Annotated in this window: 19 protein-coding genes; 14 read left to right on the top strand and 5 right to left on the bottom strand. The window is 68.3% G+C overall.

What is annotated here, in order from left to right; genetic code table 11:
- Window positions 1-634: class IV adenylate cyclase (locus tag CM1CMNOD_RS19245; protein ID WP_207387508.1), on the top strand; the 634-nt coding region annotated here is incomplete at its 5' end.
- Between the two features lie 887 nt (window positions 635-1,521).
- A complete protein-coding gene (locus CM1CMNOD_RS24210) occupies window positions 1,522-2,805 on the top strand; it encodes a BlaI/MecI/CopY family transcriptional regulator (protein WP_083828371.1) in 1,284 nt (427 codons plus the stop codon).
- A gap of 189 nt (window positions 2,806-2,994) precedes the next feature.
- Here the strand turns inward: CM1CMNOD_RS24210 and CM1CMNOD_RS19235 are convergent, their stop codons facing one another.
- From CM1CMNOD_RS19235 to CM1CMNOD_RS19225, 3 genes are all read right to left on the bottom strand, one after another.
- Window positions 2,995-3,453, bottom strand: a complete 459-nt coding sequence (locus CM1CMNOD_RS19235) for a Fur family transcriptional regulator (protein ID WP_013875256.1) — start codon at window positions 3,451-3,453, stop codon at window positions 2,995-2,997.
- On the bottom strand, window positions 3,426-3,872 hold the full coding sequence (locus CM1CMNOD_RS19230; protein WP_013875255.1) for a Dps family protein: 447 nt from the start codon (window positions 3,870-3,872) through the stop codon (window positions 3,426-3,428). Before CM1CMNOD_RS19230 ends, CM1CMNOD_RS19235 begins: the two co-directional genes overlap by 28 nt.
- A gap of 1,127 nt (window positions 3,873-4,999) precedes the next feature.
- Window positions 5,000-5,227 (bottom strand): hypothetical protein, encoded by a 228-nt coding sequence (locus CM1CMNOD_RS19225; RefSeq protein WP_013875254.1) that lies wholly within the window; start codon window positions 5,225-5,227, stop codon window positions 5,000-5,002.
- 77 nt (window positions 5,228-5,304) lie between these two features.
- On the opposite strand from CM1CMNOD_RS19225, the gene CM1CMNOD_RS19220 reads away from it, so the two are divergent.
- From CM1CMNOD_RS19220 to CM1CMNOD_RS19195, 6 genes are all read left to right on the top strand, one after another.
- On the top strand, window positions 5,305-5,616 hold the full coding sequence (locus CM1CMNOD_RS19220; RefSeq protein ID WP_013875253.1) for a hypothetical protein: 312 nt from the start codon (window positions 5,305-5,307) through the stop codon (window positions 5,614-5,616).
- A 26-nt stretch (window positions 5,617-5,642) separates the two neighbouring features.
- Complete coding sequence (locus tag CM1CMNOD_RS19215) at window positions 5,643-5,867, top strand: hypothetical protein (protein WP_013875252.1); 225 nt, start codon at window positions 5,643-5,645, stop codon at window positions 5,865-5,867.
- A 1-nt stretch (window position 5,868) separates the two neighbouring features.
- Window positions 5,869-6,498, top strand: a complete 630-nt coding sequence (locus CM1CMNOD_RS19210) for a 5-formyltetrahydrofolate cyclo-ligase (protein WP_237702881.1) — start codon at window positions 5,869-5,871, stop codon at window positions 6,496-6,498.
- Window positions 6,499-6,717: 219 nt separating this feature from the next.
- Window positions 6,718-7,116, top strand: coding sequence for an FmdB family zinc ribbon protein (locus CM1CMNOD_RS19205; protein ID WP_013875250.1), 399 nt, complete (start codon window positions 6,718-6,720; stop codon window positions 7,114-7,116).
- A 188-nt stretch (window positions 7,117-7,304) separates the two neighbouring features.
- Window positions 7,305-8,132 carry an SAF domain-containing protein gene (locus CM1CMNOD_RS19200; RefSeq protein WP_013875249.1) on the top strand — a complete coding sequence of 276 codons (828 nt, stop codon included), beginning with the start codon at window positions 7,305-7,307 and terminating at the stop codon, window positions 8,130-8,132.
- Between the two features lie 388 nt (window positions 8,133-8,520).
- Window positions 8,521-8,892 (top strand): hypothetical protein, encoded by a 372-nt coding sequence (locus tag CM1CMNOD_RS19195; RefSeq protein WP_013875248.1) that lies wholly within the window; start codon window positions 8,521-8,523, stop codon window positions 8,890-8,892.
- A gap of 26 nt (window positions 8,893-8,918) precedes the next feature.
- On the opposite strand, the gene CM1CMNOD_RS19190 is transcribed toward CM1CMNOD_RS19195, so the two are convergent.
- On the bottom strand, window positions 8,919-9,389 hold the full coding sequence (locus tag CM1CMNOD_RS19190; protein ID WP_043607231.1) for a hypothetical protein: 471 nt from the start codon (window positions 9,387-9,389) through the stop codon (window positions 8,919-8,921).
- A 361-nt stretch (window positions 9,390-9,750) separates the two neighbouring features.
- Here CM1CMNOD_RS19190 and CM1CMNOD_RS19185 point away from each other — a divergent pair, with 361 nt between their 5' ends.
- The 6 genes from CM1CMNOD_RS19185 (at window position 9,751) to CM1CMNOD_RS19160 (ending at window position 15,726) form a co-directional block, all read left to right on the top strand.
- A complete protein-coding gene (locus CM1CMNOD_RS19185) occupies window positions 9,751-10,137 on the top strand; it encodes an STAS domain-containing protein (protein WP_013875246.1) in 387 nt (128 codons plus the stop codon).
- A gap of 476 nt (window positions 10,138-10,613) precedes the next feature.
- Window positions 10,614-11,717, top strand: coding sequence for a phosphate ABC transporter substrate-binding protein PstS (gene pstS / locus CM1CMNOD_RS19180; protein ID WP_013875245.1), 1,104 nt, complete (start codon window positions 10,614-10,616; stop codon window positions 11,715-11,717).
- 126 nt (window positions 11,718-11,843) lie between these two features.
- Window positions 11,844-12,863, top strand: a complete 1,020-nt coding sequence (gene pstC, locus CM1CMNOD_RS19175) for a phosphate ABC transporter permease subunit PstC (protein ID WP_013875244.1) — start codon at window positions 11,844-11,846, stop codon at window positions 12,861-12,863.
- Window positions 12,860-13,915, top strand: coding sequence for a phosphate ABC transporter permease PstA (gene pstA, locus CM1CMNOD_RS19170; RefSeq protein WP_013875243.1), 1,056 nt, complete (start codon window positions 12,860-12,862; stop codon window positions 13,913-13,915). Before pstC ends, pstA begins: the two co-directional genes overlap by 4 nt.
- 95 nt (window positions 13,916-14,010) lie before the next feature.
- Window positions 14,011-14,787, top strand: coding sequence for a phosphate ABC transporter ATP-binding protein PstB (pstB, locus tag CM1CMNOD_RS19165; protein ID WP_013875242.1), 777 nt, complete (start codon window positions 14,011-14,013; stop codon window positions 14,785-14,787).
- A 216-nt stretch (window positions 14,788-15,003) separates the two neighbouring features.
- Window positions 15,004-15,726 carry a winged helix-turn-helix transcriptional regulator gene (locus CM1CMNOD_RS19160; RefSeq protein WP_237702878.1) on the top strand — a complete coding sequence of 241 codons (723 nt, stop codon included), beginning with the start codon at window positions 15,004-15,006 and terminating at the stop codon, window positions 15,724-15,726.
- Window positions 15,727-15,855: 129 nt separating this feature from the next.
- On the opposite strand, the gene mshD is transcribed toward CM1CMNOD_RS19160, so the two are convergent.
- On the bottom strand, window positions 15,856-16,366 hold a 511-nt coding region (gene mshD, locus CM1CMNOD_RS19155), incomplete at its 5' end, for a mycothiol synthase (protein ID WP_131774107.1).

Genomic DNA, 16,366 nt, shown 5'->3' with positions numbered 1-16,366 from the left:
TTTGGCGGTGGGCGTCACTTCTGGTTGGTTGGTTATGTGTCAGGTTGTCGCCTCGGGGGATCGCCGGGTAGACGATGGGGAGGCTTGTGTGCGTGAGGTTAAGGTCAAGTTCCACGTGTGGGACCGGGAGGCGCTCTTCCTGAGCCTCAAGGCGCGAGACATCGAGTTGGGTGAGCCGTTCTTTCAGGACGACCAGGCGTACGCCCCTGATCGTTGGACCTTCGAGGACAGTCGGCTGGGGGTGTCCTTCCCGCGGCTGCGTACCATAAACAACCGTCATTTTTTCACATTGAAACAGCCCACGGTCAACGCCCAGGCGTACGTCTCGTTCGAGACCGAGGTCGCCGATCGTGATCAGATGCATCAGGCCATCCTGAACATGGGTTTCTGTCCCACGGTACGGGTGGCCAAGATCCGGCGAACGGCGCGCCTGGGCAACATGTCGCTCTATGTGGACGAACTCGACGGACTGGGTATGTTCCTGGAGCTCGACTGCCCGGTGCCCGCGCACGAGTCGGCGGTCACCGTACAGGAGACGTTGAATGCCTTTGTGGCATCCCTGGGAGTTGATGTGACGCGTACCGAGGAAACATGTGACGCGCTGGTGCGGACCGCCCAGTTGCGTGCCGCCTGAGATCCCCTGAGTGCTTTTTCGGATCTGCTGTCCGGGTGGTCCACGCCCAGGCGGTCCCTGGTGCGCGTCGTCGCCCGCATGCCGCCGCCGCCCCTGGCGGACGTCGTGGCCCGGACCGCGACGGCACCGGGACCCCGGCCGGTCGAAACGGTCCCAGTCGGCCGATACCAGTCGAATAGTGCCAGTCGGGCGGCGCCAGCCGTCCGGTACTAGTCGTCCGGTACCAGCCGGCCGGTGCCGGTAGCCCGGTGTCGGTAGCCCGGTGCCAGTCGTTCGGTGCCAGTCATGTGGTACCAGTTGTCCTGCATTAGACCCTTTCGCGACTTGTTGCTTATCCGTTGATAGAGGAGAGTTCATCTCCTGTTGGCTGGGTGTCCGGATGCGGTTTGGCCTCCCGCCGCACGGTCCGCGTCGGGCTGTGGGCCTCTGGCGACCGCGGCGGTGTGAGCCCGGTGGCGCACGATCACTGCTATCTGGCCGGGGCGAGGTCGGGTGATCGCGGCGGCCTGGCGGTGGCGCGGCCGGGGCGGCCGTGTGCGATCCGCGCCAGCGTGAATACGCCAGGTTCATACTGAGGGGGCGGCCACAAAGGTTTCCGGCCGGTTCGGCGCACCCGGTCCCGCCGCTCGCGGATAAAATCTTTTCCGGGTGGCAGGATGCTCGCGCCTGGTAATCATTTGTCGACGTAACCATGGATTCCGGCCGGAATGGTGACGTGGCGTACCAGCGAGGCGTGAGGTTCTCCACCAGATTTTCCCGCGGATGACGCGGGCGACCACGGGCGACTACATATGTCACACGACCACATATGACCCGGCTACCCGGGCGATGCAACCGACTACAGACGGGTGGGCCACGGCACATGGTGCAAAGCTGTGCCCGGGCAGATGGCCCGGCCGCGCTTTCGCGGGTGTCGGCCACGGCCAGGCGGCCCGGACGGCGGGCCGGCGTGCTGTGCGCCGCTGCTGCCGGTCGTGCCCGAGCGCTCGTCACCCGCATCGTTCACGCCGTGCTGTCGGTCCTGCTCCCGGCGGCGCTGCCCGGCCGGAGCGTCTCTGCCGGCCACGGTGTGCGCCTGGCCCAGCCACGCGGTTCCTCCGTGGCGTCTTCAGCGGCCGGGACTCTCAGGTATGCGATGGCCCGCCGGGGCCCGCCGGGAGCCATCCACCGGCCGTGAGATGAGCGTTGGCCGGGTCCGGCGGTCGCCTGCCCCGCTAGCCCGGCCCGTGGCGGTGTGGCCGTCACGGCGGGGGCCGGCGGCACCACACCCGACAAAGCAGATCGTTTTTCGGGTGCTCGGGGCCGGCACAGCCGCCGCCGGCACGTTGATCCGTCGACGTCGTCTTCCGTCGAGGAGGCTGATCCGACGACCGGATGATGCCGCCGTCCACGGCCGCGCCTGCTGCTCGCGTCCGTCTGCCAGCTCACTGTCCGTATGCCACGCGCCGGCAGGCTCCTCAACGCCGGCGGTTTCCAACGCCGGCGGTTTCCCTCGATGCCTCCGAGCCGCGCGGTGTGGCGCATCGGTGCGTGCCTGTCGCGACCGACACACCGGCCACTCGCGCCCGCCACTGTCACTTCGGCGGATCATGCCGCCGACACGCCCTTCACGCATCCAAGGACGGTCCGTGTTGACTACTCTGGGCCCTGAACCCGCCCCACGAGGCGACGCTCCGCGAGGCGACGCCTCACAGGATGACACCCCACTAGATGACGCCTCACGAGATGGCGGCGAGCACCAGCCGCCAGCTGCCGATGGTCCGGCAGCCCGGCGCCAGCCCGGTCAGTTGGAGGCTGCGGTCCTCGCGGTTGTCTGGGCGGCGCGCGCACCGGTGAGCACCGGCGACATCCAGCGGGAGCTGGGTGGGGAACTCGCGCACAGCACCATAGCCACCACGCTCGCCCGTCTCATCGGCAAGGGGCATGTCGAGCGGGTCCGAGTCCGTCGGCTCTGGATGTATCACCCGACCCGGCGCCAGGAGGAACACGCCGCCGCCCAGATGCTCGCGGCACTTCAGCGGGCGGGCGACCCCGACGCGGCACTGGGCCATTTCGCCGCGGCTCTGCCGCCCGGGCAGGCGCGCCTGCTGCGCAGGCTGCTGGAGCCCGCGGCCACGGACACCCCTGCGACCACAGATGTTTCCGGAGGCGGGGATCCGGACGCGGGGTGAGGTGACGATCCGGGCACCGGGCGCGGTACCGAGAGGACCGACGACGATCGTGGCGCGAAATGCGGGATGAGACGCTGCAGGCTGGGACGAGGCACGGACAAGGTAGGGACAAGGTAGGGACAAGGCACGGACGGGACGTGGACGGGACACAGCCTCGGGCCTCGGCTCGGTATCTGCAGGGCGCCTTCCTCACGGGAGCGGCGCGTTCCCGCGAGGCGTCCCACAGCCGGCACACAGGCCGCGAAAGATGATCTGTGCCTCGTCCAGGGTGGCGATGCCGGCATGGGCACCGGCGTCCGGATGCAGACAAGGGGGTGTGCCGAGGACGCAGGCGATGTCCTGGATCGACCCGCAGGAGCGGCAGACGAAGTGGTGGTGGAAGGTACCGCCGGCTTCGTAGAGGGTCACGCCCGAGCCGACGTCCGCCAGCAGCGCGAGCCCGGCGGTGGTGAGGTCGCGCAGGACGTTGTAGACACTGGCCCGGACAAGATCGTAACCCTGGCCCGTCAGGTGGTTGTGCACCTCGTCGGCACGCCGGTGGCCACCGAGACGGACCAGGGCGTCCAGCACCGCGAGCCGGGGGCCGGTGGCCCGCAGGCCCGCGGTGCGTAGCCGGGCGCTCAGTTCAACTGTGCGCCAAACATCCATGTGTGCTTGTCCAGGGTCGCGGCGAGGCCGATCAGAAGGTCCTGGGATACCGGGTCGAGCTCGTCGAGTTGGTCCACCCGCGTACGGAGGGCGTCGGCGACCTTCCGTAGTCGGTCGGCGATCGCGCGAACCACGTCGGCGTCACCGATCGGCCCCGCGGGCAGTTCACTCAGCGGTGTCTCCTTGGCCACGGTAGCGCTGCGCCCGTCCGGATGGTAGCCAATGGCCACCGCGCGTTCCGCTACCTCGTCCGCGCCCAGCCGCACGTCGTTGACCAGCGTGTCGAGCTGCTGGTGCACCGGGAGGAAGCGGGGGCCGACGACGTTCCAGTGGGCCTGTTTGCCCTGCTGGGCAAGATCGATGAACTCTACCAGTGTGGCTTGGAGCAGACTACCCACGCGATCAACCTTGTTGATCATATTCACGTCTCCTCTTCTTTGGACTATGTCCAATCTACCCGCTGTCCGTGATGTGATCACGATGTTTTTCCGGGTGGCCGAAGACGCCGGAGAGGCCGCCGCGAAGCGGCGTCGCGGTGTCGTGGGGCTCCGTGCGGGTGCGGGTGTGGCCGTCGGGAGTCGGGACGGTCCACCCGGCCGGGCCCGACCGAGGCGGGCGGAGCGGTCCATACCCCCTCGCGGGCGGGACGACACCAGGCCGATCACGACGGCGAGCGCCTGCGCTCGAGAGGACGGAGTGCCGCGTACCCGCGAAAAAGGACCGTCGCGGCGATGGCGAATCCGCCGCCGCCGAGTGCGTTCGATGTCACCGACAGTGGTGGTGCGACTCGTGTGCGCCGGTTCTGGGCGGGAAAGGGATGGCTTTGACGGGTAGGAGAGGACCTGGGCGGTCGTGTCGCCGTCGGCCCGTCGGCCCGTCGGGTATCGGATCAGCGCTGGTGATGGGCGTCCCCGCGGGTCTCATGCCTGACCTGGCTTGAGGAGATGTGGTTGAGTCGCGTTCTCAAATACAGGCAAATGATTGTCATGTTTCTGTCCAGTGGCCCGCATGGTCGACCGTCGAGGCCACCTGGAAGTCCGGTGCGACAGGAAGGCGATCTGGTTGTCTTCGGCTGTCCGGGTGACGCCGCGGGCCCGCTGTATCCCGTCATTCCGTGGATTTGAGGTCATTGCGGATGACGTCGACAACAGCGACCAATGGGGCGCTCGCGCCTGGTGGATGTCGCTGGACAGGGCCGCTGAACAGGGCATTCGTCGGTACGGTGCGGTATCCGGGCCGGGGTGCGGCCTCCGGCGGCGGCCGTTGTCCCCCACGGTTGTCTGCCGTGGTCTGAAGGCGGGCGTTCACCGCCGGGAGGGCTCGGGCCGGCGGATGGAAAGGTCCCGGGGCATCCGCCGGACAGTGGTCAGTCAGATCCGCTGCGGTTGCACGCCCGGGCATCGGAAGCCCGTCGGTGTGGGTACGTCGATTGTGTGTCACATGGTGTTGTCCAGGACCCTCTCCAGGGGCTCCCGCCCGCCCGCTCCCAGCCCGCCGACTTGCCCGATTGTTCACGAAGAGTGACCATCGAATCGTCTTCGGTCGGTCAGATCTTTCGCCGTCGGTAGTACTCGACGATCCATGCGTCGATGTCGCGCTTGCGCCAGACCCGGGTCCCTTTGGAGCCCTCGGTCGGCGCGTTGACAACCTGCAGGGGAGGAGGGAACTGCGGGTCTTTGCGCGTCCAGTAGTCAACCGCCTGGCGCGTGATCTTCAGTTGGAACGCTATGTCCCCGATGCCAACCAATCGCTCACCGTCGTCCACGCGGAACATCGTAGCCTCTTTGCTAACCGTCAAGGTTGCCGCTATGGTTTGTTTTGCTAAACAGCAAATACTTTGGGAGGACGTCGATGGTGACACCGGTGACCCGTCGTGCCGGCGTTCGAGCGATGCTCGACCGCGACGAAGCATATGATCAAGATCCGAAAGGGGAGCCCCCGATCTCGGTACCCCGGTACCGCCGGGCCCTGCGGGCAGCGATCGATGTCGGCCCCGAACTCGTGGCAGAGCAGGGAATGCCCAGGTCAGGAGCGGAAGCCAAGGCATACTCGGCAGACGTGTGCGACGCGCTGGACACGGTCGTGGGCGCTATCGCACAGGGAATCGAGTATGTCCCGGCCACGAGCCCCTCGGCCGACGAGCCCCCGCGGACCGAGAGGTGACCGGTACGACACCCCAGGAGCGGGGCATGCGTGCTCAGGAGGCACCGGGCGGGCCGGGCGAGCCGGACGGGCTTGTCGGACGCTTCCAGCAGGAAGGAGGAGCGCTCATGTGGGACGGGGAACGGTCCGACGACGACCGTGACATCGGTTGGGGTGACGATCAGGACTGGTTGGAGGAGGAGCCGGACGTCGACCTCGAGCGGTTGCGTGCCGAGCGCCCCCCGCACCACATCGAACGGGACGTCCGCTGACGTGCGCGAGGACGGGACCAAGACGTCGCTGCGCGCACGCCTGCTCGCGGCGCGGGCAGGTCGCATCACCGGTACGGACCACCCCGTCGTCGTAGGGGCGACCGAGACGGACGGCGCCGCGACGACGGCTCGGCGGATTCTCGATCTCCCGGAGGTAGCCTCGGCCCGCTGGGTCGCGGCCTACGCGAGCCTGCCCGGTGAGCCCGAGACCGGTCGTCTGCTCAGACGGCTCAGGGGGCGAGGGATACGGGTGCTGCTGCCCTCCATGCGGCCCGATCTTGATCTGGATTTCCGGGAGTACACGGGCGCGCTGATCGCCGGCGCGTTCGGTACCCGTGAGCCGCCTCTCGGTGCGGCCATCTTCGAACTCGCCCAGGCAGATGTGATCGTTGTCCCGGCGCTGGCGGTCGACGTGCACGGCCGCCGGCTCGGTCGTGGCGGGGGGTCCTACGACCGGGCGTTGCGACGGGCGAGGCCGGACGCCCTGATCGTGGCTGTCGTGCACGACAACGAGCTGGTTGATCGTGTTCCCACCGAGGCGCATGACGTTGCCGTTCATGTCATTGTCACACCAAGGGTCACGTTGCGTTGCGGAACGTCCGATGGTGCGCAGGATTCGTACTCACGGTGATGTTGTGGGTGCGTGATGTTGTCCGTGTCGCTCCACTTGGCATAGATCAAAGATCATGTTTTTGCCGGCGGAGCTCGCGGGCCGAACCGGAGAAGGGCGTCCGGAGCGTAGGGCGCCGGGCCGTTCGCGGCTGTCAGGGTGCTCTTGGAACGCGCGAGGTGTGTCTCGGGTTAGAGTTAGCAGTCGTCGAAGTCGAGTGCTAACTCCGGGGAGGAGTCCGTGCCGCGCTACGAGTACCGCTGCACCGCATGCGATCGTGACCTCGAGGTTGTGCAGAGTTTCAATGACGCGGCGCTGACCGAGTGCCCCACCTGTAGCGGCAGACTGCGCCGGGTGTTCAGTTCGGTCGGGGTCGTGTTCAAGGGCTCCGGTTTCTACAAGACCGACAGCCGGTCCGGCGGTAGCAGCGGCGTCCGGGACAGGGCGAAGGACAAGACCGGCAAGGATGCCGGCGCTGGTACGTCGGGCAAGGAGGCAGTGGGTGCTGGTGCCGCTGCCGGCGGTTCGACGGAGGGCTCGTCGAGCGCGTCCAGCTCTTCGACCTCCACGAACTCGTCGTCATCCACGTCATCCACGTCATCTACGGGATCGTCCACTTCGGGTACCGCCGCGGCCTGAGCCCCGGCTGCCACGATGTACGTCTTCGTGCATCACACGTCCACCGTCATGGCCTGATATCCACAGGCCATGACGGTGGACGGCACTTGGCCGCGAGTTGTCCACAGCGCGCGGTCGAGCGATGACGCCGGTTCGCCGGACGTCTAACGTGATCTTCGTTCTGTCGAATGATGATCACGGAGGTCGCGATGTCGCTCGTCGGACGCCGGGTGGCCCGTTCCGGGTATACGCGTGCCTGGCGAATCGCGGTCGGCGCACGACGTCGGGTGCTGGCGGCCGTTCTTGCCGCTTCGGCCATGCTCTTTGCCGTCGCGGCGGCGCGCCCGGCACGGCCGCCGTCCCCGACGCCAGTGGTGGTCGCGGCTGCTGATCTGGCCGGTGGGGCCACCATGGCGGCGACCGACGTCCGGATGGTGTCGTTGCCGACGGATGTCGTACCGGTCGGCGCCGTACGCAGCCCGCAGGATGCGGTCGGACGTACGCTGACGGCCGCGGTCCGGCAGGGCGAACCGATCACCGATGCGCGCGTCCTCGGCCCCGGGCTGATCACGCGGAGGCAGGCGGCGGCTGGCCTGGTGGCCGCGCCGGTCCGTATCACGGACGCCGGTTCGGTCCTGTTCCTGCGTGTCGGTGACCATGTGAACGTGCTCGCGGCTGCCACCGACGTCGGTGGCATGTCGCTACCACAGTCGCGGGACGGGACAGCATCCGTGGGTGAACCCGCGGGCCAGTCCACGGATCACACCGGGCCCGCCGATGCCGAGGGGTCGGTGACGCCGCCGGCGGAGATCCCGCGCGCGAAGGTCCCCCGCGCGGAGGTGGTTGCCTCGGACGTCGTCGTTCTCGCGCTTCCCGGAATCGGGGAAACCGTGCAACGCGGTCTCGGTACGGAAGAAGGCGCACTGGTCATCGTTGCCGCGGCTGCCGGGGTGGCCGCGGCGCTCGCGGGCGCGGCAGTGCACGCCAGGCTGTCGGTGACCGTGCTGGGCGGGACGCCCGTGGCCGTTACGTCGTGATCGTTACGTCGTGGTTGGTGCATCGTGATCGGATCCGTGGACGCCGGCATCCACCCGTGTCCGTCCGTCCCGGGCGTCCGTTCGCACCGCACGTCGGGGCCAGCCTGTCCGATCAGCTGGTTGCGCACTGCCCAGTCGCATTCCCGCGCAGCCCCTCCGCTGTGGTGGCCGGTCGTCGATGCCCGCGGTTCATTACGCTAAGAAGTCAAGACAAAACGGAAAGTTTTAACCCGGTGTACGGGGTTCGGGCTGTGCGTGCTTGTATCGGGCTTGTCGGCCGAGCGGACTTTGGCCGTCCCCGGCACGGGACTGTTCACGGCGACTGATCCGTGCCACTGGTAACTGGGCTGCGACGAGGCAGCCCAGACACACGCAGGAGGGAACGACGATGGGTGTCTCCATCGACGATGGCGCCTGTGGCGCGTGGCAGCGTGTGCCCGAGGAGGTCATCGGCCGGTTCGACGGCCTCCCGGGCGCGGCGTACGAAGTACCGGACGAGGTCACGTGCGCCCTGGAGAGCGGGCACCCCGACAAACACATGGCCGTTCTCCAGGGCTGGGGGAATCGGGAAGCGTGGCTGGTCTGGAGCACACCCGCTACGGTCACGGCCCCTGGATGCCGCGCCGAGGGCCTGACCTGCCTGCTGTCGGCGGGACACGCCGGCCGGCATCATGTGATCGTGGCGGACGTGGTGGAGGACGAGGGTCCCTACTGGTGCGACAGCCGTGCCGACCTTGAAATGCAGCGTGCGCGTACCTGAAGGCCGGCCAACATGGATCGCCGTCCTCATCCGTGGTCGGCGGCTGCGTCTGCGCCGTCCGCGCTGAAGATCAGGACGACGTCGGTGTCGCTGGCGAAGTCGACAAGACGGGCGCTGGCGGGCAGCCCGCCGAGCAGCCAGGAAAGATCGAAAACGGTGGTCCCTTCGCAGACCATGACGGCGTGCTCGTGCGACGCGGCGTTGTCCGGGCGTGGGCGTGGCGGGTCGTCGCTCGCTGTCCGTAGCTGATCGTCGGGTTCGCGGGCGGCGCGCGCGGCGGCGGTGAGGGCTTCGGCAAGGCGGTGGGCCTCCGGCGCCGCCAGGTAGGTGGCGTGGTCGGTGTCGGGCAGCGATGGCCGGATGCGGAGCAGGATCGCTGCCGGCCCGATGCCGGCGCCGGGCTGGACGCCGATGCTGATCTGAGTGCCGTCGGCCCGGCTGACGAGGGTGGACACTCGGTCGTTCCCCGATCGGGACTGTGCTGCTGCGTTGGTCATGTGACCAGCGTCGTTGGTGATGGTTGTCGGATCCATCCCGTTGGGCGGGGAGTTTTATTGGTTTGTCTGGTTTGGGGCTGATATCTTCGCCTGCTGGAAAGCCGTCTGTCGCCAGTGGCCCGTCCAGGGATGAGCCGCTCGTCGCGCCGGTCGCTGAGCCGGCTGCGGTCGGTTGCGGAGAGCCATGGTTGTTCGTAGCGGTTGTCCGCAAGGGGCCGTGGTTGTTCGCAAGGAGACGGTGTGGGTTTTCGCGGTTCGGGGTAGAGCCGGGGTTGTCACGTCCGATCAGGGGCGGACAGCGACGTGGGAGCGCACCGGCCAGCTCTCGCGCCGCTGGGAACGTCCGGTCGGTGCGGGAGCCATGTATCCCAGCGTTCGTGTCGAGGTGAGCGGCCGGCAGGCCGTGGTCGTCCGTCCCATCGGTGACGTCGACTACTCTTCGCTGGAACCTCTGCGCGAAGCGCTGCTGGACGCGCGGATCGCCGGGGTCAGGGACATCGTCGTGGACCTTGCCGAGGTCAGCTTCATGGACTCGCAGGGTCTCGCTGTGATTCTTTTTGCGCACCAGCGCCAGCGTTCCGTCGGTGGTCGCCTCATTCTGCGCAGCCCCAGCGAGGAGATCGCCCGGTTGCTGTGCGTCACCAATGTTGCCCATGTCATCGACGTCGAGAGCGGGAACAGCCAGCGTGATCCCGCTGCTCCGCGTGCCGGGGGAGAGGCTCCCCGACGTTCCCAGTGGCGCGGATAGGATCGTGGGCGCGCGGCTCGGCGCATCCCGCGGCCCCAACGTAGACGGCCGGGCACACCACAGAACGTCTCGGCGTCCAGTCCCGGTGGCAGGGCTGTCCCACCGTCGGTGGTGACCGGCCGTCCGCGCCACCGTTGCCGACATTTCTCCGGCCTCGCCCGGCAAACGCCGGCGGTCGTCGGTGCGGACAGCGGACGGACAGCAGGCGGACAGCGGACATCGATGGGCCAGGGGAGGCCCATATCGCCGGACGGCCGGGGTCGCTGTGGCACGGGCGCGTCCATGCCGGTCGGGGGGCGTACCACCGTGACCTCCGCGGCCACTTTTCTCGATCCCGGATGTGTTCTGATCAGTGTTCGTTTCGTGTCCGCTTCCATTCATCTTTCGTTCATGCTGAATCGCTTCGATTCTCGCCGGCACCCCAGTCCGGGGGCGGACGGAGCAGCGCTGTTGCGCTGAAGTCGAAGGGTCGCTTTGTGAACATAGGGAAGCGTCGGGTTGCGGTCGTGGGCCTTGTGATGTCAGCGGTGCTGGGAGCGGCCGCCTGCGGTTCCGACAACGAGGAGGTGACGCCGCCGGGAGGTGGCAGCACCACGTCCACGATCTCCTGCGCGACAGGGTCGATCACCGCGTCGGGCTCCTCGGCGCAGAAGAACGCGATAGACGAGTGGGTGAAGAAGTACCAGCAGGCATGCGCCGGTGCGTCGATCAACTACCAGTCGGTCGGCTCCGCCGCGGGCAGGCAGGCGTTCATCGACGGCCAGACCGCGTTCGCCGGCTCGGATTCGGCGATCAGCGGTGACCCGGCGGCCAACGCGGCCAAGCGCTGCACCGGCGGCCAGCTCGTCGACCTGCCCGTGGTCGCAGGGCCGGTCGCGGTTATCTACAACCTCGCCGAGGTGAAGGATCTGCAGCTCAGCGCCCCGGCGCTGGCAAAGATCTACACTGGTGTGGTCACCAGGTGGAACGACCCCGTGATCGCGGCCGACAACCCCGGGGTCTCCCTGCCGGACAAGGCGATCGTCTCGGTGCACCGTTCCGACGGCTCGGGTACCACGGACAACTTCACCAAGTATCTCGGCGGTGTCGCCAAGGCCGACTGGACGCACGGATCCGGCTCCGACTGGAAGGCTCCGGGCGGCCAGGGCTCCAAGGGCAGTGACGGGGTGACCCAGACCGTTAAGTCGACCGCCGGCGCCATCGGCTACGTCGAGTTGTCCTACGCGGAGAACGCCGCCCTGTCGACAGCAAAGATCAAGAACGGTGTCGGTGAGTACGTCGCGGTCAGCACGCAGGCCGCGTCCAAGGGCCTGGGCACAGCCAAGATCGCCGAAGGTAACGACCTGAAACTGACCTTCGACTACACCGCGACGACGTCCGGCGCGTACCCGATCTACCTGGTCACCTACGAGATCACCTGCACCAAGGGTCTGCCCGCGGGCCAGGCCGCGCTGGTGAAGTCCTTCCTGGCCTACACCTCCTCCCCGGACGGTCAGACCGCTATCGCCGATCTCGGTTACGCTCCGCTCCCGAGCGAGCTCGCGGTCAGGGTGAACTCGGTTGTAGCGACAATTTCATGATCCTGAAACGGCGATCAGGTACCCAGTCCGGTACCCACAAGTCCTGACCGGACGATCCATCGCTGTGCCCGCCCGCCGCGTGAGGCGGGCGGGCACACTGCCTGACACAACCTGTTGAGAGGCATGATGAGCAGTGAGCCGGACGGCCCCCGGAAAGGCTCGTCGAGAAACGACACCACCGTGGCCGCGGCGAAGTCCGCCAGCAGCAGTGACGGCGCCCGGGTCAAACCCGCGGACGCTCTGTTCAAGAATCTGACCCGGTCGGCCGGTCTCGGCCTTCTCGCGCTCATCGCCGCGATCGCGGCCTTCCTGGTGCTGGAGGCGACGGACGCTCTCAGCGCCAACACCGGCAACTTCCTGACCACCACGGAGTGGTTCCCGAACGGCTCGCCGCCGGTCTTCGGGGTCGCGGCCCTGCTGTTCGGCACGCTGCTCACAGCCGTAATAGCGATGGTCATCGCCGTGCCGGTGGCGGTCGGCATCGCGCTGTTCATCACGGTGTACGCGCCTCGCCGGCTCGCGGCCCCGCTGGCGTTCGTCGTGGACCTGCTCGCCGCCGTCCCCAGCGTCATCTTCGGGCTGTGGGGCCTGATCGTGCTCGTCCCACGGATGGAGGGCGTCCAGAAGTTCCTCACCGACTATTTCGGCTGGATTCCGCTGTTCGCCACCGACAACGGCGTTGTCGGACGCTCGATCTTCGTCGCGTCGGTCGTCCTGGCCATCATGATTCTGCCGATCGTCGCAGCCCTCTCCCGGGAGGTCTTCCTCCAGGTGCCGACCGCGCACCGGGAGGCCGCTCTCGCTCTCGGCGCGACCCGGTGGGAAATGATCCGTACAGCGGTGCTTCCGTACGGCCGGCCGGGAGTCATCAGCGCGTCGATGCTCGGGCTCGGGCGCGCGATGGGGGAGACGATCGCGGTCGCCCTGGTGCTGCCCGCGTCCTTCGACATCTCCTGGCAGGTCCTGTCGCCGGCCGGCAACACCATCGCCGCGAACGTGGCGAACGGCTTCGCCGAGGCCAACGACGTCGGTCGCGGGGCGCTCATCGCCTCCGGTCTCGTCCTGTTCGTCGTCACCATGATCGTCAATATGATCGCCCGGGCCATCATCGCCCGCCGACGTGAATTCTCGGGTGCCGCCGCATGAGTACATCGACTGCCACCGTGGCCGCCCCCGGTGGCCTGAACCTGGTCGGCCGACAACTGCCGCGGGCGGCGTTCCCCGCGATCGGCGCCGGTGCCGTCGCCGCCACCGTCGTGCTGTACGTGCTGGCCCCGATAACGAGCCGGATCCAGTTCGTGCTGATCGCCGGGGCGCTTTACCTGATCGGCCAGACGGTGGCGTCGATCGCCGTCGAGGGCTCCCGGCGGGCCACCGACCGGGGCGTCACCACCCTGGTGTATCTCTCCTTCCTGCTCGCGGTCATCCCGCTGGTCGCGGTGCTGGCAAGCGTGATCTCCAAGGGCGCGCAACGTGTCGACGTCGGTTTCCTCACCCACTCCATGCGGAACATCGGGGCGCGTGACGCCGGTGGCGGCATCTACCACGCCCTGATCGGAACCCTGGAGCAGATCGCCCTGGCCAGCCTTTTCGCCGTCCCGTTCAGCCTGCTGGTAGCGATCTACCTGGTCGAGTACGGCCGGGGCCGGATCAGCCGGACCATCAGTTTCTTCGTGGACGTGCTGACCGGCCTGCCCTCGGTCATCGCCGGCCTGTTCATCCTGGCGTTCTACATCCTCGCGCTCGAGCGGAAGCCGACCGGTTTCGCCGGTGCGCTCGCCCTGACGATCCTGATGATCCCCGTTGTCGTGCGCTCCGCCGAGGAGATGCTCAAACTCGTCCCGAACGATCTTCGGGAGGCCAGCTACGCGCTCGGTGTCAGCCGGTGGCGCACGATCGTCAAGGTCGTGATCCCGACCGCGCTGCCGGGAATCATCACCGGGGTGATGCTCGCGGTGGCCAGGGTCGCCGGTGAGACCGCGCCGCTGCTGCTGACCATCTTCGGGACCGACTCCATCAACTTCAACCCGTTCTCCGGCCCGCAGTCGGCGCTGCCGCTGTACATCTACTCGCAGGCCGGCCAGCCCCAACAGGTCGCCATCGACCGGGCCTGGGGCGCCGCGCTGATGCTTATCGTCCTGGTGATGCTGCTCAACGCGGCCGCGCGGCTGATCGCCCGGCTGGCCAGGATCCGGTGATGCCTCCCTCTCCCGCGTCCCCTGCCCCGTTCATGTCGTCCGCACCGTCCACACCGTCCGTCGAACGACCGAAGCGCGAGAAGCCGAGGTAACCCATGGCCACCCGTATCGACGTCTCCGGGCTGACCGCCTACTACGGAAAGTTCAAGGCCGTCTCCGACATCCACTTCAGTATCGAGCCGAAGAGCGTCACCGCTTTCATCGGACCGTCCGGCTGCGGCAAGTCCACGGTGCTGCGCACGCTCAACCGTATGCACGAGGTGCTGCCCGCGGCCCGGGTCGAGGGCCGGGTGCTCCTCGACGGCGAGGACCTCTACGGGCCGGGGGTCGACCCGGTGAACGTGCGCCGCGCCGTCGGGATGGTCTTCCAGCGGCCGAACCCCTTCCCCACGATGTCCATCTACGACAACGTCGTCGCCGGCCTGCGGCTCAACGGCGTCCGCAAGAAGTCGCTGCTCGACGAAAGGGTCGAGGAGTCGCTGCGTGGCGCGAACCTGTGGGAGGAGGTCAAGGACCGGCTCGGCCGGCCCGGCGCGGGCCTGTCCGGCGGCCAGCAGCAGCGCCTGTGCATCGCCCGGGCCATCGCCGTCGAACCGCAGGTACTGCTCATGGACGAGCCGTGCTCCGCCCTCGACCCCATCTCCACCCTGGCCATCGAGGACCTGATCAGCAAGCTCAAGTCGAGCTACACGATCGTCATAGTGACCCACAACATGCAGCAGGCCGCCCGGGTCAGCGACACCACGGCGTTCTTCACCCTGGACCGGACCGGTGATCCCGGCCGGCTGGTGGAGATGGACCGGACCGAGAAGATTTTCTCCAATCCGACGGAGAAGCGTACGGAGGAGTACATCACCGGACGCTTCGGCTGAGCCGGTCCTGTCGTGTCCATGAGCCACTGTGGAGCCATCACGATTCCTCGGATGCGTCTTGTGCGGCCATCTGATGACGGGTCCGGGCCGGTGGGGCGGCAGCGTCCGGCCGACGAGCCCACGACGTCCGGTTCGCCACGTCCACCGGTGTCGGTACCGGGCCCGCTGCCACTCGGTCCGGTGCTGTCACCGGGCCCAGCGGCGTTGACAGGCCCGGTGAGGTCGGGCCTGTCAACGCCGCCGGGCCCGACACTGCTGGTCGCCGACGCCGCCGCGGACACCGAGTTGCTCACCGCCCTCGCCGACGAGGGCATGGGGGTCAGCGTCGCCCCCGACGGCGCCCGGGCGCTGCTGGAGATCGGCCGTCTCGCGCCGGCGGTGGTGCTGATCTCCGCCCGGCTGCCGATCGTGGACGGGGTGACGGTCGTACGGACCGTCCGTACCCGGGACGACATGCCGATCCTGCTCGGGGTCGGCCCGCAGGACCGGCGGCAGGCCGCGGCGGGGCTCGCGGCCGGCGCGAGTGCCTGTGTCGCCAAGCCCTACCGGGTCAACGAGGTGCTGGCGCTGGCCCGGTCGATGTGGGGAAGCGACCTGGAGCGGGCCTGGCCCACGGTGCTGCGAGCCGGAGCGATCACACTGAATCTCGCCGCCTACGACGTGTGGGTGGACGGTATTCCGGTGCGGCTGCCGCCGCGGGAGTTCAGGCTCCTGCGGATCCTGCTGGAGCAGGCCGGATCCGTGGTCACCCACCAGACGCTGCTCGAGCGTGTCTGGGGCACGAGCAGCCACGAGACGAACACGCTCGCCGTGCACATCCGCCGGCTGCGCGGCCGCCTGGGAGACACGGGGAAGCCGGGGAAACCCCGGCTGATCGAGAGCGTCCGCGGAGTGGGCTACCGTCTCCGGCTCGCGGACAGCCCGATGCCCGGCCCCTGACCCTGACCCTGATGCCCGGCTCCACCCGGCGGCCGTGGGCCGGCGGGACGTCACGTGGCTGGCGGGAACCAGGCCGCCGGCCGCGTGGCCGGATGGCGATGGTGATCGTGCACCCGTTGGCCGGGTGGGTCAGGGCCGGTCGGGCCCGGATCCGGGCCGGGCCCGCGGCCTGCGCAGGTAGGAGATGTCGCAGCGGTACCGGCTGAAGCCGAGGGTCTCGTAGAGGCGTACCGCCGGGCGGTTGGTGTCGTCGACATAGAGCATCACCGTGGCCAGGCCACGGTCGCGCAGGTGGTGGAGGCCGATCAGGGTCAGTACCCGGCCGAGCCCGCGTCCGGCGGCGGTGGGCGCGACCCCGACGACGTACACCTCGCCGATGCCCGCCTCCACCTTCGTCCAGTGGAAGCCGACGAGCTGGCCCGCCGCTTCGGCGAGGAAGAAGCCCGCCGGGTCGAACCACGGCTCGGCCTCGCGCAGCCGGAGATCCTCCACCGTCCAGCGTCCCTGTTCCGGGTGGGTCGCGAAGGCGACGCTGTTGACCACCACCCACGCGTCCTCGTCCTGCCCTGGGACGAAGGTCCGGATGGTCACCCCGGGCGGCGGCGTCACGTCCGGAAGAGGGGGGACATCGGGACCGGAG

This window comes from Protofrankia symbiont of Coriaria myrtifolia (assembly GCF_900634755.1).
Taxonomy (GTDB): Bacteria; Actinomycetota; Actinomycetes; order Frankiales; family Frankiaceae; genus Protofrankia; species Protofrankia coriariae.
This window is presented reverse-complemented; position numbering and strand designations above follow the sequence as displayed.

What these genes read in the sequence shown, in the direction of transcription:
- CM1CMNOD_RS24210 (WP_083828371.1), top strand. Translation starts at nt 1,522, where the DNA reads ATGGCCCGGCCGCGCTTTCGCGGGTGTCGGCCACGGCCAGGCGGCCCG.
- CM1CMNOD_RS19235 (WP_013875256.1), bottom strand. Translation starts at nt 3,453, where the DNA reads ATGGATGTTTGGCGCACAGTTGAACTGAGCGCCCGGCTACGCACCGCG.
- CM1CMNOD_RS19230 (WP_013875255.1), bottom strand. Translation starts at nt 3,872, where the DNA reads ATGATCAACAAGGTTGATCGCGTGGGTAGTCTGCTCCAAGCCACACTG.
- CM1CMNOD_RS19225 (WP_013875254.1), bottom strand. Translation starts at nt 5,227, where the DNA reads ATGTTCCGCGTGGACGACGGTGAGCGATTGGTTGGCATCGGGGACATA.
- CM1CMNOD_RS19220 (WP_013875253.1), top strand. Translation starts at nt 5,305, where the DNA reads ATGGTGACACCGGTGACCCGTCGTGCCGGCGTTCGAGCGATGCTCGAC.
- CM1CMNOD_RS19215 (WP_013875252.1), top strand. Translation starts at nt 5,643, where the DNA reads ATGCGTGCTCAGGAGGCACCGGGCGGGCCGGGCGAGCCGGACGGGCTT.
- CM1CMNOD_RS19200 (WP_013875249.1), top strand. Translation starts at nt 7,305, where the DNA reads ATGTCGCTCGTCGGACGCCGGGTGGCCCGTTCCGGGTATACGCGTGCC.
- CM1CMNOD_RS19195 (WP_013875248.1), top strand. Translation starts at nt 8,521, where the DNA reads ATGGGTGTCTCCATCGACGATGGCGCCTGTGGCGCGTGGCAGCGTGTG.
- CM1CMNOD_RS19190 (WP_043607231.1), bottom strand. Translation starts at nt 9,389, where the DNA reads ATGACCAACGCAGCAGCACAGTCCCGATCGGGGAACGACCGAGTGTCC.
- CM1CMNOD_RS19185 (WP_013875246.1), top strand. Translation starts at nt 9,751, where the DNA reads ATGTATCCCAGCGTTCGTGTCGAGGTGAGCGGCCGGCAGGCCGTGGTC.
- pstC (WP_013875244.1), top strand. Translation starts at nt 11,844, where the DNA reads ATGAGCAGTGAGCCGGACGGCCCCCGGAAAGGCTCGTCGAGAAACGAC.
- pstA (WP_013875243.1), top strand. Translation starts at nt 12,860, where the DNA reads ATGAGTACATCGACTGCCACCGTGGCCGCCCCCGGTGGCCTGAACCTG.
- pstB (WP_013875242.1), top strand. Translation starts at nt 14,011, where the DNA reads ATGGCCACCCGTATCGACGTCTCCGGGCTGACCGCCTACTACGGAAAG.